Origin of the sequence: Variovorax brevis, assembly GCF_030317105.1 — a bacterium.
GTDB classification, from domain to species: Bacteria; Pseudomonadota; Gammaproteobacteria; order Burkholderiales; family Burkholderiaceae_C; genus Variovorax; species Variovorax brevis.
Genome location: NZ_JASZYG010000001.1, coordinates 206,873 through 220,403 on the forward strand (window position 1 = coordinate 206,873; position 13,531 = coordinate 220,403).

Annotated in this window: 14 protein-coding genes; 3 read left to right on the forward strand and 11 right to left on the reverse strand. The window is 65.9% G+C overall.

Going from position 1 to position 13,531, the window contains the following annotated elements:
* Position 1: 1 nt before the first annotated feature.
* From QTI66_RS00825 to QTI66_RS00855, 7 genes are all read right to left on the reverse strand, one after another.
* Positions 2-214, reverse strand: a complete 213-nt coding sequence (locus QTI66_RS00825; protein WP_286556758.1) for a RyR domain-containing protein — start codon at positions 212-214, stop codon at positions 2-4.
* Positions 215-285: 71 nt separating this feature from the next.
* Positions 286-2,577: a patatin-like phospholipase family protein gene (locus tag QTI66_RS00830; protein WP_286556759.1), complete on the reverse strand. Its 2,292-nt coding sequence runs from the start codon at positions 2,575-2,577 to the stop codon at positions 286-288.
* A 72-nt stretch (positions 2,578-2,649) separates the two neighbouring features.
* The gene (locus QTI66_RS00835; protein ID WP_286556760.1) at positions 2,650-3,465 is read right to left on the reverse strand and encodes a radical SAM protein; all 816 of its coding nucleotides are present in this window, start codon (positions 3,463-3,465) and stop codon (positions 2,650-2,652) included.
* Positions 3,466-3,492: 27 nt separating this feature from the next.
* Positions 3,493-4,062 carry a 3'-5' exonuclease family protein gene (locus QTI66_RS00840; RefSeq protein WP_286556761.1) on the reverse strand — a complete coding sequence of 190 codons (570 nt, stop codon included), beginning with the start codon at positions 4,060-4,062 and terminating at the stop codon, positions 3,493-3,495.
* Entirely contained in the window at positions 4,059-4,694 is a 636-nt protein-coding gene (locus QTI66_RS00845) for a toprim domain-containing protein (RefSeq protein WP_286556762.1), read from the reverse strand. Before QTI66_RS00845 ends, QTI66_RS00840 begins: the two co-directional genes overlap by 4 nt.
* Before the next feature lie 38 nt (positions 4,695-4,732).
* Complete coding sequence (locus QTI66_RS00850; RefSeq protein WP_286556764.1) at positions 4,733-6,151, reverse strand: amidase family protein; 1,419 nt, start codon at positions 6,149-6,151, stop codon at positions 4,733-4,735.
* Between the two features lie 48 nt (positions 6,152-6,199).
* Positions 6,200-6,406, reverse strand: coding sequence for a hypothetical protein (locus QTI66_RS00855; protein ID WP_286556766.1), 207 nt, complete (start codon positions 6,404-6,406; stop codon positions 6,200-6,202).
* A gap of 296 nt (positions 6,407-6,702) precedes the next feature.
* Between QTI66_RS00855 and QTI66_RS00860 the strand changes: the two genes are divergently transcribed.
* The 3 genes from QTI66_RS00860 to cydX are packed head-to-tail and all read left to right on the forward strand — an operon-like array spanning position 6,703 to position 9,626.
* Positions 6,703-8,289 carry a cytochrome ubiquinol oxidase subunit I gene (locus QTI66_RS00860; protein WP_286556767.1) on the forward strand — a complete coding sequence of 529 codons (1,587 nt, stop codon included), beginning with the start codon at positions 6,703-6,705 and terminating at the stop codon, positions 8,287-8,289.
* 4 nt (positions 8,290-8,293) lie between these two features.
* On the forward strand, positions 8,294-9,448 hold the full coding sequence (gene cydB / locus QTI66_RS00865) for a cytochrome d ubiquinol oxidase subunit II (protein WP_286556769.1): 1,155 nt from the start codon (positions 8,294-8,296) through the stop codon (positions 9,446-9,448).
* 28 nt (positions 9,449-9,476) lie between these two features.
* Positions 9,477-9,626, forward strand: a complete 150-nt coding sequence (cydX, locus tag QTI66_RS00870) for a cytochrome bd-I oxidase subunit CydX (RefSeq protein WP_286556771.1) — start codon at positions 9,477-9,479, stop codon at positions 9,624-9,626.
* A gap of 78 nt (positions 9,627-9,704) precedes the next feature.
* Here the strand turns inward: cydX and QTI66_RS00875 are convergent, their stop codons facing one another.
* The 4 genes from QTI66_RS00875 to QTI66_RS00890 form a co-directional block, all read right to left on the reverse strand.
* Positions 9,705-9,929, reverse strand: a complete 225-nt coding sequence (locus QTI66_RS00875; protein WP_286556772.1) for an AbrB/MazE/SpoVT family DNA-binding domain-containing protein — start codon at positions 9,927-9,929, stop codon at positions 9,705-9,707.
* A 12-nt stretch (positions 9,930-9,941) separates the two neighbouring features.
* The gene (locus tag QTI66_RS00880; RefSeq protein WP_286556774.1) at positions 9,942-10,484 is read right to left on the reverse strand and encodes a cytochrome b/b6 domain-containing protein; all 543 of its coding nucleotides are present in this window, start codon (positions 10,482-10,484) and stop codon (positions 9,942-9,944) included.
* A gap of 2 nt (positions 10,485-10,486) precedes the next feature.
* Positions 10,487-10,762, reverse strand: coding sequence for a PepSY domain-containing protein (locus QTI66_RS00885; RefSeq protein ID WP_286556776.1), 276 nt, complete (start codon positions 10,760-10,762; stop codon positions 10,487-10,489).
* Between the two features lie 78 nt (positions 10,763-10,840).
* Positions 10,841-13,531, reverse strand: coding sequence for a bifunctional acetate--CoA ligase family protein/GNAT family N-acetyltransferase (locus QTI66_RS00890; protein WP_286556778.1), 2,691 nt, complete (start codon positions 13,529-13,531; stop codon positions 10,841-10,843).

Below are 13,531 nucleotides of genomic sequence, written 5' to 3' on the forward strand. Positions count from 1 at the left end.
GTCACGGTGGTGGCGAGAGTCGCTCGATGGCCTTGTAGACGGCGCGTACCGTGGCGCGATCAAGCTCCTTTGCCGTTTCAGAAAGCTGTTCGTAAGGAATCATCAGTTCCTCACCATGCTCGTCCTTGCGGGACGTCACACCCTGGGCGCGCTTGGTCTCCATCCATGCAGCATGGACCTCTGCAGATACGAGTTCGATGTCCGGCAGTTTCATGCGTCGCTCCGACTTGACTGGTAAAGCACTAATCTACAACGCATTGAGGGGGGTGGACTCGGGGGCAGGACTCAAAGCACCACCTTCCTGCCGCGTGCGAAATCGGTCAGCAGCTGGCGACGCCTGTCGGTCGATGAGCCCGCATCGGTGAGGTCACCAAGGATCGCGTCAAAGGGCCATTCGGGGCGCTCGGCCGGCGGCTTCGTCACAAAGCCGCTGGCGGCGTGCAGGTCGCGCTCGATCGCGTAGCTGGCCATGCGGTAGCCGCAGGCCATCAACGCGTTGCGTTCGTCCGGCGTGAACGCGTCGAGATCGGTGCGCAACTCGGCAAGGGCGCGCTGCAAATCCTTGCGAACGCCCGAGCTCGACATCACGTTGCGTTCGATCTCGTAGCTCTCCTGCGAATCCGTGCGCCGCACGACGTCCGCATCCAGCCCGGCCTTCATGTGCAGGAACATCAGCGAGCGCAGCAGGCCGCTCTGCCTGCGTGCCACGAGATCGGCGAAGTTCGCCAGGCGCACGCGCTCCATGACGATGTTCAGCGTGCGGTTGCCATAAGCGGCCAGGCCCTTGATTCCGGGCGCCGTGTCGTTCTCCAGGGTCAATTGGCCGCAGGCATCGCTCACCAGCACCACATTGCAATCCTGCGCAAGCATGGCCACAGTGCCCTGGTTGTCGTGGACGCCGCCATCGACGAGCCGCAGGTTCACGCCACTGGTGTAGCCGCCGTCGAGTTTCACTGGCGCGAAGATGCCGGGCACGCACGCGGAGGCCGCGACGGCGCGGGCCAGCTCCACCTTCCAGGTCTTGCCGTCCTTGCCGTAGCGTGACCATTCGAGCCGCGGGATGCTGTCAGCGCTTTCATGGATCGCCCATGGCGATTCGCCCATCCAGGTGGGGGTGAACTGCCAGGCATGGCCGGTGTTGAGCGTCGTGGCGTTGATCACCAGCACAGGTACCTTGTCGTGGCGAAGCCAGTTGTCCTGGCCGGGGCGGAAGGGCAACTTGTCGCCATGGGCTTGCACGTGATCCCTGGGTTTGAACTCCAGGTCGTGCATGTAGATCGGCTCTTCCAGCGTCCGCCCCAGATCGCCCATCAGCGGGGCATAGAAACACTCGTGCATCTGCTTCGCGCCGTCCTCCGGATCGAGTGCGCCGAGTTCGTCTTCCTTGAGCAGTCGCCACGCGGCCTTCAGCTTCGAGGGCTGGATCTGCTTGCGCAGGTCGCGATCGACGCCGGTGCAGAAATGCTCGATGACCTCCTGCACCAGCGCGATGTAGTCCTCGCGTCGCATCGGCGCGGCATCGCTCAGCAAGCGGCGGCGCAGCGCCAGCCAGTAACAGGCGCCGACGATGCTGCCGCCCGACACGCACGAGAGCACCGAGAGATGGCGCAGCATGTCGCGCTCGGCGAGCTGCGCCAGGACACCCAGGTGGTAGAGCGAAGCGCGAAAACCCCCGCCCGACAGCGCAAGACCCACCTTGCCGATCAGCGAGGAGATCACCGCGGCGCTGTTGCCCGGAAAGATCGCCTCGAAGAAGGCCTTCACCTCGGGCACGCCGAGCGGATCGGCGTAGCGCAGTTGTGCCAGGTGGCCGAGTTGGTGCATCGTCGTCTGAAGCTCCCAGCGCTCGGCTTTTGACGGATCGGCTGCGAGGATGGCCTGCGTTGCTTCCGGTATTTGCCCAAGGCCGAAGAGGGCCTCCGCACGGCTCGCCGCGTTCCACCAGCGCTTTTTGGCATCGACCGTTTCGAGTCCAGGCAGCGCGCCCAGGATGCGCTCGCGCAGGTTCCTCGCCCGTTCGATGCAAATGACCGGATCTTCGCCAAGGCTGGCCAGCACGTCGTTGAGGAACGCGGCGTTGATGTGGCAATAGGCATCGACGCCGACATCCTCCTCCTCGCCAGGCCGCGCACGCGCGCCGCGCTCATAGAAGGTGGCGGCGCGCTTCAGGTCGGCAAGCTGGCCGAGATCCTGCCAGCGGCGCTTGCAGATGCCGCCTGCCACGCCGAGCAGTTCGCGCTCGCCGTCGAGGGCAGGGTTGGTGAGCGAGCCGAAGCGTTCCTCCAGTCCGTCGAGCGCGAGGTCGTGGCGCAGCGATGCCGCCCACTCGACGTCCTTGCTGATCAGCTGCGCTTCGTCGGTGTGCAGCTCGTCGAGCACCGCCTTGTCGCGCTGGAGTGGCCCGTGCAGCGCGCCTTTCTTGTGCAGCATTGCGGAGAGCACGCCTCGTGCAAGTGTGAGCTGGTCATGGGCGCGGCAATCGCGCCAGAGCTGGTTCGCATCATCGAAGGTTCGTGAGGTGCCCGCAAGAAAGGTCTCTGCAGCGGTCACCGTGTCTTCCAGGGATGGTTTCGCCATTGCGGTTCTCCTTGCGTGGATAGCGTAGCGCCCTGGTGCACGGAAGCCTCCCCCAAGTTGGGTCTTGCGCCCTTACCCGGCCAGGGCGGAGGTGAGGGGGCGAATCGGCACGCGCTTGCGCACGACCGTGTCCGACGGAATCACGCACAACTGCGTATCCATCGCCTCGCTCGCACGCTCCAGCACCACGCGTCCGTCGGCTTCCACCACGTGCACCGGACGCGCGGAAAAATCAAGCCAGCGCACATCCAGCCGCCCCTGCAATGCCCGGCGCTTGCGCCGGACCTGCTCGCGCAACGCCGCGTGCTGGCGGCTCGCCAGCTCCAGCGCGTCGCGCAGCGCGAGGCCGCTGCCGCGCGGAATGAAGGGCAGGATGCTCAGGCGGGGCACGCGCTCGGCCAGGCAGAAGTCGGCCATCCAGTCCACTACCCAATCGCCACCGGCCACGACAGTCGTCTGTACGCTGGTGGGAATGCCAAATGCCAGCAGGCGCCGCAGGTTGCCGGTGGCCAGGTCAAAGGCAGCGCGGCCGACGGTCGCGTCGTGATGGGCGCGGTCGCCATGCAGGCTCACCTTGACGCGGGTGCCGGCGGCGCGCAGGGCTGGCAACAGTTGCGCGGGCAGCGCGATGCCGTTGGTGGTCATGAGCGAGCCGCCGCCCTGGCGCTGCACGTGTTCAAGAAGCTCCGCCAGGGCGGGATGAATCGTCGGCTCGCCGCCGCAGAAATGGATCGTGCGCACGCCCCGCGCTGCGAGCCAGTCCAGACGCTGCTTCAGAACGCCGGCGGGCGGATGCGCGCCATCCGGCGGCGCGAGGCAGAAGCTGCATCGCGCGTTGCAATAGCGTGTGACCCGAAAGCACACGGTCAACGGCAGGTGCGGGTCCATGGTTCTCCCCGTGCCGGCACCAGGCGATCAGCGGCGCCTGCTCTCCGCCAGCATGTTGCAAAAGAGTGCGCCTTGTTCGAGCGCATCGTCAAGCGCCACGTGCGTGTGCGGCGTGTCGTCGAACCAGCGCCTGGGCATCGTGTTCTTGGCGCTGCGGCGGTAGTCCTTGCGCAGCATCGTCATGGCCATCGTCTTGATGTCCAGCGCCGAGAAGCTGAAAGGGCTGCGCCCCGCAAAGGAGATCAGATACCAGTAGACGAACATGAAATCGAAAGCCGCCGGATAACCGACGAACACCGGCAGGCCGGGCAGCGCTTCGAGCCACTGGACGTATTCCTTCATCACCACCTCAGGCGCTCGCGGCTTCTCGCGCGAGGCCTGCCACGCTTCGGGGTGCTGCTTCCACCAGTCCAGCGTATCGGGGTGGCCCGTGGCGCCCGGCAGCAGTTCCAGGTTGGCCGACCAGGTGCCCAGCAACTGCTTGTCCGCGCTGAACGCGGCGGAGGCGATGCTCAGCATCGAATGCGGACCGGGAATGGGGCCGTCGACCTCCACGTCGGTGCTGACGTAGATCTCGGGCTTCGCGTTGCTGCTCATGGTGCGGTTGTACACCCGAGGCGCCCGCGGACCCATCGCGCCACATCGGCCCGGCCCCGCTTGCACAAGGCGGTGTTCCAGTCCTTGCAGCGATCCGGCGGCACGAGGCGGCGCACGGTGGCATCGGGCAGTCGCCGTGAATAGCGCAGCGCCTCGTGCTCTCCGGGTTGGTTGCCATCAAAGCCCAACCACACCTCGCGGCCTGCGCAGACTTGGGCCAGCCACGGCGCCCAGCGGCCGATGGTGGCCACGCTGCTGAAGCCGCACACCGCCAGCGACAGTGCATCGAACAAGCCTTCAACCAGGATGAGTGGATCGGCATGCCACCCTTCGCCTACGCAGATCACCCCTTCACCGGGGCCGACGGTGAGCATCTTGTCCTGGCCGCGCAGGGTGCTCAGGTAGCGTCCGTGCACCGACACCAGCGTGTCATGGTCGTTGTGCAAGGCAACGAGCACGGCGGGGCGGCCTTCCCAATCGGGGTCGAAGCGCACGCCGGCCGCTTCGGCCACCGACAGCGCAATGGCGCGATGCTCGATGTAGGCTTGGCCCGGCGTGCCGCCCAAGCCTTGGGCATGGGCGAAATGCGCGTTCGGCGTTTCGCCGGAGGAGGGGAGTCGCAGCGGGTCCATGGCCGTGCGCAAAGCATGGAGTGGCGATGAAGAAAAACTCAGCGTGGATCGACAGGGCTCGGCGGCACGCCGCGCGCCTCGATGGCCTCGCCCGCCGCCAGGCACAGGTCTTCCCGAAAGCGGCCTGCCAACAGTTGCACGCCCACGGTTGCGCTGCCGGACATGCGGGTCGAGACGACGAGCGAGGGCAGTCCGGTGACGGGAAGGCCGATCATGGTCATCTGCGCTTCCCACACCCGTGCGTAGCCCTCGGGGCCTTGCAGGTCCAGGTCGTTGGCAAAAGGCAGTTCGGCGCAGGCCGGCAACAGCACCACGGGATAGCGCTCCAGGAACAGCTGCCATTGGCGCGTGATGGTCGCGCGCCGGGTCAACGCTGCCGAGAGTTTCTCCAGCGTCATGCTGTGGCCGATCTGCGCCTGACCGGCCAGGGCGGCGATGGCGCCGGCATCGCCTTCGCGCTCTGCAGACGCCACGAGCGCGTCGTAGCTATCGCCCATCCACAGCGCGATCTGAACACCCAATGCCTCGCGAATGGGCGGCAGCGCATCGACCTCTTCCACGGTCCAGCCGGCGTCGCGCAGGCGGTCGGCGGCATCCAGCAGGGCGGCGATCACATCCTCTTGGGTCTGCAGGCCGTCGGGTCGCAGGCACAGCGCCACGGAGCGCGGCGCGGCAGGGCCGGTCAAGGGGGCGGGCACCCACCACGGGTCGCGTGCGTCGGGGGCGGACATGGCCTGCAGTGCCAGCCGCAAGTCGCCCACCGTGCGCGCCAGCGGGCCTGACACCGCCATGATCTGCCCGCCGATGGCCCGCTCGGGCGCAGACGCGTTGAAGGCTGCGACGCGCCCCAGCGACGGCCGCAAGCCGTGGATGCCGCAGGCAAAGGCGGGGTAGCGGATCGATCCTGCGATGTCGGTGCCGTGCCCGATGTGCCCGATGCCGCTGGCCACCGCCGACGCTGCGCCACCCGAGGAGCCGCCGGGCGTGAGCGCCGCGTCGCGCGGATTCAGCGTGCGCCCGTGCAGGCCGTTGTTGGTGAACCAGCGGTAGCTGAAGGCCGGCGTGTTGGTGCGGCCGACGATGACGGCGCCGGCCTTGAGCAGGTTGTCGACCACCGGGCTGTTGGACTGCGCGATGGCGTCCTTCTGCAGCCGGACGCCGTTGCTGGTGGCAAAGCCTCGCTGGTCGACGTTGATCTTGACGGTGACCGGCACGCCCGCGAGCGGCCCCGGATCGTTGCCGCGGGCCAATGCCGCATCGATGTCGCGGGCACGGGCCAGCACCTCTTCGGGCCGATGGTCCACCACGGCGTTGATCCGCGGGTTGACCGCCGCAAGCCTCGCGAGCGCAGCCGAGGCCGCCTCGACAGCGCTGATGTCACGGGCGCGCACCAGTTCAGCGACGCGCGCAGCAGGAAGGCGCCAGAGTTCGGCGCTTTGCGTAGAAGTTGAATCCATGGACAGCGGTTTACCGCCTGCGCGGCCCGCCGTCCAGCGAGCAATCGATTACTGGTGACCCGCAGGCGCGCGATGCCGGATCTCGCTCTGCAGCGCACGCTGCCCCGAGGCCAGCGCTTCTTCGTACGTGTCGACCGGGTCGAAGGCGCTGACCAGGATTTTCGGGTTGGCACCTTCGGTGTCGGTTTCGAGCAGGCGCCAGACGAAGCGTCCGGGTTGCGGCTCGGCAACGATGAGTTCGATGGGCTGTTTCATCCTTTCACGATGACCACTGCACGCTCGCCTGTCTGTAGGCAGAGTTCGATCTTTTGTGAGACTTGTGACACGAGCCCCCATTGCGCACGCTGCAGGGGCACAGGCCTCTCACGGCGCACGCCTTCGGTGCATCCGCTCCTTACATGTTCAATCACCTTGCCCGACGATCGGTGTTTCGTATCCAGACGATCGGCCTTAGGATGCCCCCGCGCCGAAGTCCCCGGCTGAAATTGCCCAACCCCTCGGTGCTGTGTCTCGTTGTTTGAAAAAACCTTGGCCATCGCAGGAGGGGCACCATGGATATGGACATCGTGGCACTGGCGCGCTTGCAGTTCGCACTGACGGCGCTGTATCACTTCCTGTTCGTGCCGCTCACGCTGGGGCTGTCGATCCTCGTCGCGATCATGGAGACCGTCTACGTCATGACGGGCCGGATCATCTGGCGCGACATGACGAAGTTCTGGGGGCTGCTCTTTGGCATCAATTTCGCCATGGGCGTGGCCACGGGCGTGGTGATGGAGTTCCAGTTCGGCATGAACTGGAGCTACTACAGCCACTACGTCGGCGACGTGTTCGGCGCGCCGCTGGCCATCGAAGGGCTGATGGCCTTCTTCCTCGAAGCGACCTTTGTCGGACTCTTCTTCTTCGGCTGGGACCGCATGTCGAAAGTCGGCCATCTGGTGACGGCCTGGGCCGTGGCCATTGGTTCGAACTTCTCTGCGCTGTGGATCCTGATTGCCAATGGCTGGATGCAAAACCCGGTGGGCGCGGCATTCAATCCGCAGACGATGCGCATGGAAGTGACCAACTTCGGCGACGTGCTCACCAACCCGGTGGCGCAGGCCAAGTTCGTGCACACGGTGTCGGCCGGCTACACGGTGGCGGCGATTTTCGTGCTGGGGGTGTCCGCGTGGTACGTGCTGCGCGGGCGCCACCTTGAAATGGCCAAGCGCTCCATGACGGTGGCCGCATCCTTCGGCCTGGCGGCTTCGTTGTCGGTGGTGGTGCTCGGCGACGAAAGCGGCTACCTCTCGACCGAACACCAGAAGATGAAGCTCGCCTCCATCGAGGCCATGTGGAAGACGGAGCCGGCACCGGCCGCCTTCACCGCCTTCGGATTTCCCGACCAGGAGGCGCGCGAAACGCACTACGCGGTGCACATCCCCGCCGTGATGGGCCTGATCGGCACGCGTTCGCTCAACACGGAAATCCCCGGCATCGAGGACCTGGTGAAGCGGGCCGAAGTGCGCATCGCCAATGGCATCAAGGCCTATGACGCGCTGCAGAAGATCCGCGCCGCCGGCAGCACGAAGAACATTCCCGACGACGTGCGCATCGCCTTCGAATCGCACGGCGGCGAGATGGGCTATGCGCTGCTGCTCAAGCGCTACGTGGACGACCCGGGCAAGGCCACGCCCGAGCAGATCGCCAAGGCCGCCTGGGACACGGTGCCGTGGGTGGCGCCGCTGTACTGGTCGTTCCGCATCATGGTCGGGCTGGGGATGTTCTTCATCCTGCTGACCTTCACCTTCTTCGTCCTGTCGGCCAAGCGCACGCTCGACAAGCACCGATGGCTGCTCAAGGTCGCCGTGTGGGCCGTGCCGCTGCCGTGGATCGCCGCCGAGTGCGGGTGGATCGTGGCGGAACTGGGCCGCCAGCCGTGGGTCATCGAGGGCGTGCTGCCCACGGCGGTGGCGGTGTCCAACCTGGGCGCCACCACGCTGCTCATCACCATCGCGGGCTTTGCGTTGATCTACACCGTGCTGCTGGTGATCGAGTTCAAGCTCATGTTCAAGGCCATCGCCAAGGGCCCGGTCCAGCACCCCGCCCACGCAACAGATGCGTGGCGCCGCGGCGATTCGCGCTTCGCCACCGTGGAGTAAGACCATGATCCTGCACGAACTCATCTCCTATGACGTCCTGCGGCTCATCTGGTGGTTGCTGCTGGGAATCCTGCTGGTCGGCTTTGCGGTGACCGACGGCTTCGACCTGGGCGTGGGCATGCTGCTGCCCTTTGCGGGCCGCACCGACGTGGAACGCCGCGTGGTCATCAACACCGTGGGGCCGGTGTGGGAGGGCAACCAGGTCTGGCTCATCCTGGGCGGCGGTGCCATCTTTGCGGCCTGGCCGCAGCTCTACGCGGTGTCGTTCTCCGGCTCTTACCTCGCGATGTTCGCGATCCTGGTGGCGCTGATCCTGCGGCCGGTGGCCTTCAAGTTCCGCAGCAAGCGTGAAGAGCAGGCCTGGCGCACGCGGTGGGACTGGGTGCTGTTCTTTTCCGGCTTCGTGCCTTCGCTGATCTTCGGCGTGGCCATGGGCAATGTGCTGCAGGGCGTGCCCTTCCGCCTCGAGCCCGACATGCAGATTTACTACGACGGCACCTTCTTCGGGCTGCTCAATCCGTACGCGGTGCTGTGCGGGCTGGTGTCGGTGACGATGATCGCCATGCACGGCAGCGCGTGGCTGCAGGTGAAAACCGACGCGCGGGTGGCCGAGCGCGCTCGCAGCATCGGCATCGTCGCCGCGCTGCTGACCATCGTGCTGTACATCGTGGCGGGCGTGCTGCTGCACCGCTACGTCGGCGGCTACCGCATCACGAGCGAGATTGTGCCGACGGGCCCGTCGAATCCGCTGCTCAAGACGGTGGAACTGCATGCCGGCGCATGGTTCGTCAACTACGGGGCGCGGCCCTGGCTCTACGTCGTGCCGCTGGTGGGCATCGCGGGCGCCGCGCTGGCCTTGCTCGCCATGTTGGCGCGGCGCGAGATGCTGGCGCTGCTGAGCAGCGGGCTGGGCATTGCGGGAATCATCCTGAGCGTGGGGGTGTCGATGTTCCCCTTCATCCTGCCGTCGTCGAAAGATCCGCGTGCGAGCCTCACGGTGTGGGATTCGTCGTCCAGCCACTTGACGCTGTTCATCATGCTGGTGTGCGTGGTGATCTTCTTGCCCATCATCCTGGCCTACACCAGCTGGGTCTATGCGGTCATGCGCGGCAAGGTGGACCCCAAGGCGATCGAGGAAGATCGCGGCCACGCCTATTGAGCCGGATCAAGGAACAAAGGAGTCGCGCATGTGGTACTTCGCGTGGATACTGGGCCTGCCGCTGGCAGCGGCCTTTGCTGTGCTCAATGCGATGTGGTACGAGCTGATGGATGACGATGCGATTCGCCATGACAAGTTTGATGTGGCGGAGGGGTCGGAGGGGCAGGAGCGGCTTTAACTCCGACCAAAGAACCCGAAGCAGAGGAGCGCAACCGAAAAATGCAGCTGTCCGTGTCCCGCATTGACATGGGCACTGTCATACCGGGCGCTCCTGCACGGGCAGGCGTTCGACGCCGGCCATGAAGTCGTCAGACGCCTTGGCATTCAGCGCAAAGAAGCGCCGCCAGTCGACAGGGCGAGGCGTTGGCTTGACGCTTTCGTCGTCGCGACGAATGGACGTCTTATCACTGACTCGGGAAAGCGGAAGTCCGCCGACATCGCCAGCGTTTGATTTCATCAGGCCCCCATAACGCAAAAACATACCAACCGAGTATCAACGCATGGGCATGCGCTTCGCATCGGCTACCCGCTTGCGCCCCGTCACCATCGTCCCCGGCAGGTTTTCGCGCCAGCGCCAGCTCATCACCGCCACGCCGAGCAGGTGCAGCACGACCGCGGCCATCAGTGCGTCGGAAATCCATGCGTGCACCTCTTGCACCCGCTCGTCGCCCCAGAACATGTCCCAACGGCTCATCCACCCCGTGAGCGCGAGCAGCAGCACCAGCGTCCACATCAGCCACACCATCCACAGCCCGAGCGGGTCGTGGCCGATGGTGCGCGGCGTGCCGGCGCGGACATAGTCCAAGGTGGCGCGCAGGGATGGCCTGAGCGCCGAGAGGCGGCCATGTCCTTTCGACAGCACGGCCCACAACAGGCGAACGCCCACCGCGCCAGCCGCGACGTAGCCCACCTGCCGATGCGCCGGCCCGCCGTCGTCCTGGAACCAGCAGTAGATGACGCACCCGGCCAGCACCGCGTGCGAAAGGCGAACGATGGCGTCCCACACCTGCAGGGCGCCGCCGTGAGGCCCCGGCACGGTTATTTTTCGATCTCGGTCTTTACCGGCGCGAGCGTCTTGGCATCGAAGTAGATTTCCACCTTCTTGCCTTCCTTGTTCTTGCCGTAGATCTCATAGCAGTTGCCGTCCACCTTGAACTTGGAGATGGTGTAGCCCTGCTCCAGGATCTTGGCCTTGGCGTCCGCCTCGCTCATCCATTCGGCCTTGGGGTAAGGCTTGCAGTCCGCCTTGGCGAATGCGGAGGTCGAGACGCATGCGGCAAGGCCCAGCGCGACGGCGACGGTGACGTATTTCATTGGAGATTCCCTGATGAGGTTGCTGAGGAGTGAAAAGCTTAGCACTCAAATGCGAGGAATTCGCATTTCTCGGAACACCTACAACGCAAAGCTCACCAGCACGAACTCCGGATCATCCGCATAGCGCTTGACCGAAAACCCCATCTTGCGCATGAGCTTGAGCATTGCCGAGTTGTTCGACAGCACCAGGCCGTCGATCTCAGCCAGGCCCTTGTCGCGCGCCACCTCGATGATGTGTTCCATCAAGCGCATGCCCAGGCCCTTGCCCTTGTATTCGTCGGCAACGACCAGCGAGAACTCGCAGCTTGCCTTGTCGGGGTTGGTGACGTAACGCGACACGCCCACCACGCGTTCGCCTTCGCGCACGGTGCCGTCGGCTTCCTCGATGCGTTCCGGGACGACCGCGACCAAGGCCATCTCGCGGTCGTAGTCGATCAGGGTGAAGCGCGAGAGCATCGTCGGTGGCAGCTCGCGGAAATGCGAGGCAAAGCGAAACCACCGGCTCTCGGGCGACAGCTCCTTGACGAAGCGCTGCAGCATGTGCGCGTCATCGGGGTGAATCGGGCGGATCGCGTACATGCCGCCACCGCGCAGGAGGCATTCGCGTTCGTAGCGCGCCGGGTAGGGCAGGATGGCCAGGTGCTGATAACCCCGGCTTTGCCCGCTCGCCGATTGCGGCGCGTTGCCCACGACGATGCGGGCATCGACCGCCAGCGCGCCGGACTCGTCCACGATGATGGGGTTGATGTCCATCTCGCGCAGTTCGGGCAGCTCGCACACCATTTCCGACACGCGCAGCAGCACTTGCTCCAGCGCCTGCATGTCCACCGGGCTCGCGCCGCGCCACTCGAGAAAGGTCGATGCGACGCGCGATCGCTCGATGAGCCGGCGCGCCAGGAACTGGTTGAGCGGCGGCAGTTCCATCGCGCGGTCGTCCAGCAGTTCGATCATGGTGCCGCCGGCGCCAAAGACAATCACCGGACCGAAGGGGTCGTCGGTGACCAGCCCCACGTTGACCTCGCGCCCGCGCCGGGCCCGCGCCATTTTCTGCACCGTCACGCCGTTGATGCGCGCCTTGGGCGCCAGTTGGGTGACGCGCTCCATCAGGGCGTCGTAGGTGTCGCGCGCGCCTGCGCCGTTCATCACGTTCAGCGCGACGCCCTCCACATCCGACTTGTGGCTGATGTCGGGGGAGTCGATCTTCAGCGCCACCGGAAAGCCGAGCTGCGAGGCGATCATCATGGCCTCGTGGGCGCTGCGCGCGAGCATGGTCCGCGTGATGGGAATGTGGAAAGAGGACAGCAGCGTCTTCGATTCCATTTCGGTGAGCACGGTGCGGCGTTCCGCCAGCACGCTGTCGATCAGCAGGCGGGCCGCCTCGATGTCGGGCTTGGCCAGCGTCGACAGCGGCGGCGGTGTCTGTTGCAACAGTTGCTGGTTCTGATAGAACGAGAAAATATTGCCAAAGGCGCCCACGGCCGCCTCCGGCGTTCTGAAGCTGGGAATCACCGCTTCGACCAGGATGCTGCGCGCGGCACGCACCGATGAGTCGCCCATCCAGCACGACAGGATCGGCTTTTGCCCCGCCTGGGGCGCCTCGGATACCGCGCGCGCAATGGCTGCCGCGTCGCGCCCCGGCTTGGGCGAATAGATGGCGAGCACGCCGTTGACCTGCGGGTCGGCCGAAGCCACTTCGAGCGCCGCCCGGTAGGCTTCGGGCCCCGCGTCTTCGCTGAGGTCGATCAGGTCCGTGAGCGTGGCCAGGGCCGGCACCCGTGGCTTGAGCTTTTCAATGGATTCGGGCGTGAGCTTGCCCAGTTGCAGTCCGATTTCGTTGACCCAGTCGGCGGCCAGCACGCCCGGCCCGCCGCCGTTGGTGATGATGGCAAGGCGCTGGCCCACCGGCCGGTAGCGCGAAGCCAGGCACTTGGCGGCGGAAAACAATTCGACGAAGGAACGCACCCGAACGGCCCCGGCGCGGCGCAGTGCGGCGTCGAACACATCGTCGCTGCCCACGGTGGCCGCGCTGTGCGTGTGCGCCGCTTCGTTGCCGGCGGGTTTGCGCCCCGCCTTGAGCACCACCACTGGCTTGGCGTGCGACGCCGAACGCAGTGCACTCATGAAAGGCCGCGCCGTCGAAATGCCTTCGAGGTAGACGACGATGCTGCGTGTATCGGGGTCGTCGGCCAAGAAGTCCAGCACCTGGGCAATGTCGACCGAGGTATGGGGACCCAGCGACACCAGGCTGGAAAAACCCACGGCGTTCTCACGCGCCCAGTCCAGCATGGAGGAGGTGAGCGCCCCCGATTGCGACACCAGCGCGAGCGTGCCGGTGCCGGCCAGTGTCCCCACCACGCTGGCATTGAGCCCCAGCGCAGGCCGCTGGTGCCCCAGGGTGTTCGGCCCCAGCAGATGGATGCCTTCGCGGCGCGCGATGGCTCGGAAATCGCCCGCCGTGTCCGCCCCCAATCCCGAGGAGATCACCATGGCCGCACGGCAGCCGATGCGGCCTGCCACCCCGAGCGCGGCTGCAATCTCCTTCGGTGGCAGCGCAATGATGGCCAGGTCGGCGCGCGATTGCGCAAGATCGCCCAGCGTTCCGCTGGTGTGGACGTCGAGGTATTGCAGCGGCCCCTTGAAGGCCGTGGCCTCCAGCGCTTGCCGCAGGTGCACGGCATGCTGGTGCTCGTCGCCTGAAGCCTGGGCCTGGTCGGCAAACACGACGATTGATCTGGGGGCAAAGAGCGGCGTGAGGTAGTGCTTTTCCAT

Excerpts from the sequence above, each read along its gene's own strand:
- QTI66_RS00825 (WP_286556758.1), bottom strand. The coding sequence starts at position 214 with ATGAAACTGCCGGACATCGAACTCGTATCTGCAGAGGTCCATGCTGCA.
- cydX (WP_286556771.1), top strand. The coding sequence starts at position 9,477 with ATGTGGTACTTCGCGTGGATACTGGGCCTGCCGCTGGCAGCGGCCTTT.
- QTI66_RS00845 (WP_286556762.1), bottom strand. The coding sequence starts at position 4,694 with ATGGACCCGCTGCGACTCCCCTCCTCCGGCGAAACGCCGAACGCGCAT.
- QTI66_RS00890 (WP_286556778.1), bottom strand. The coding sequence starts at position 13,531 with ATGGAAAAGCACTACCTCACGCCGCTCTTTGCCCCCAGATCAATCGTC.
- QTI66_RS00850 (WP_286556764.1), bottom strand. The coding sequence starts at position 6,151 with ATGGATTCAACTTCTACGCAAAGCGCCGAACTCTGGCGCCTTCCTGCT.
- QTI66_RS00835 (WP_286556760.1), bottom strand. The coding sequence starts at position 3,465 with ATGGACCCGCACCTGCCGTTGACCGTGTGCTTTCGGGTCACACGCTAT.
- QTI66_RS00875 (WP_286556772.1), bottom strand. The coding sequence starts at position 9,929 with ATGTTTTTGCGTTATGGGGGCCTGATGAAATCAAACGCTGGCGATGTC.
- QTI66_RS00830 (WP_286556759.1), bottom strand. The coding sequence starts at position 2,577 with ATGGCGAAACCATCCCTGGAAGACACGGTGACCGCTGCAGAGACCTTT.
- QTI66_RS00860 (WP_286556767.1), top strand. The coding sequence starts at position 6,703 with ATGGATATGGACATCGTGGCACTGGCGCGCTTGCAGTTCGCACTGACG.
- QTI66_RS00855 (WP_286556766.1), bottom strand. The coding sequence starts at position 6,406 with ATGAAACAGCCCATCGAACTCATCGTTGCCGAGCCGCAACCCGGACGC.
- cydB (WP_286556769.1), top strand. The coding sequence starts at position 8,294 with ATGATCCTGCACGAACTCATCTCCTATGACGTCCTGCGGCTCATCTGG.
- QTI66_RS00885 (WP_286556776.1), bottom strand. The coding sequence starts at position 10,762 with ATGAAATACGTCACCGTCGCCGTCGCGCTGGGCCTTGCCGCATGCGTC.
- QTI66_RS00840 (WP_286556761.1), bottom strand. The coding sequence starts at position 4,062 with ATGAGCAGCAACGCGAAGCCCGAGATCTACGTCAGCACCGACGTGGAG.